Origin of the sequence: Nostoc sp. CALU 1950 (assembly GCF_051172895.1) — a bacterium.
Classification (GTDB): Bacteria; Cyanobacteriota; Cyanobacteriia; order Cyanobacteriales; family Nostocaceae; genus Nostoc; species Nostoc edaphicum_A.
In genome coordinates this window covers 1-496 of sequence record NZ_JBDNJQ010000422.1, presented here as the reverse complement: position 1 = coordinate 496, position 496 = coordinate 1, and the positions used below count along the sequence as shown (strand labels likewise).

Annotated in this window: 1 protein-coding gene; it reads left to right on the top strand. The window is 44.4% G+C overall.

Going from position 1 to position 496, the window contains the following annotated elements; translation table 11 throughout:
* Nucleotides 1-84 precede the first annotated feature (84 nt).
* A partial coding sequence (locus ABF638_RS38280) for a transposase (protein WP_435027936.1) occupies nt 85-496 on the top strand: 412 nt, incomplete at its 3' end.

Below are 496 nucleotides of genomic sequence, written 5' to 3'. Positions count from 1 at the left end.
GGTGTTTGAAAAGTAGGTCAGGGTGTAAAAAAGCTCTCTCAGTATAAGCTGTGAATAGAAAGAACACAGCACCGAGAGAGTAGCATGAGTAAAGCATACCCCAGTAATTTGACTTATGCCCAATATCAATTTCTCAGTGAGATGCTTCCAGAAGCAAAAAAAGGTGGTCGTAAGCGTGAAGTCGATATTTGGTCAGTCCTGAACGCGATTTTTTACATTCTGCTAGAAGGGGTGCGATGGCGATCGCTACCAGGGGACTTTCCCGCAAGGCATTCTGTATATACGTACTTTCGTAACTGGCGCAGGGATGGAACTTGGATGAAGATTCATGATAATCTGCGAGAATGGACGAGAATCGAAGAAGAACGCCATCCAAGTCCGTCAGAAGCCATCATTGATAGTCAAAGTGTCAAAAGTGCAGCGATGGTGAGTCAGGAAGTGGGCTTTGATACAGGCAAAAAAATTAAAGGACGCAAGCGGTTTATGACCGTTGATA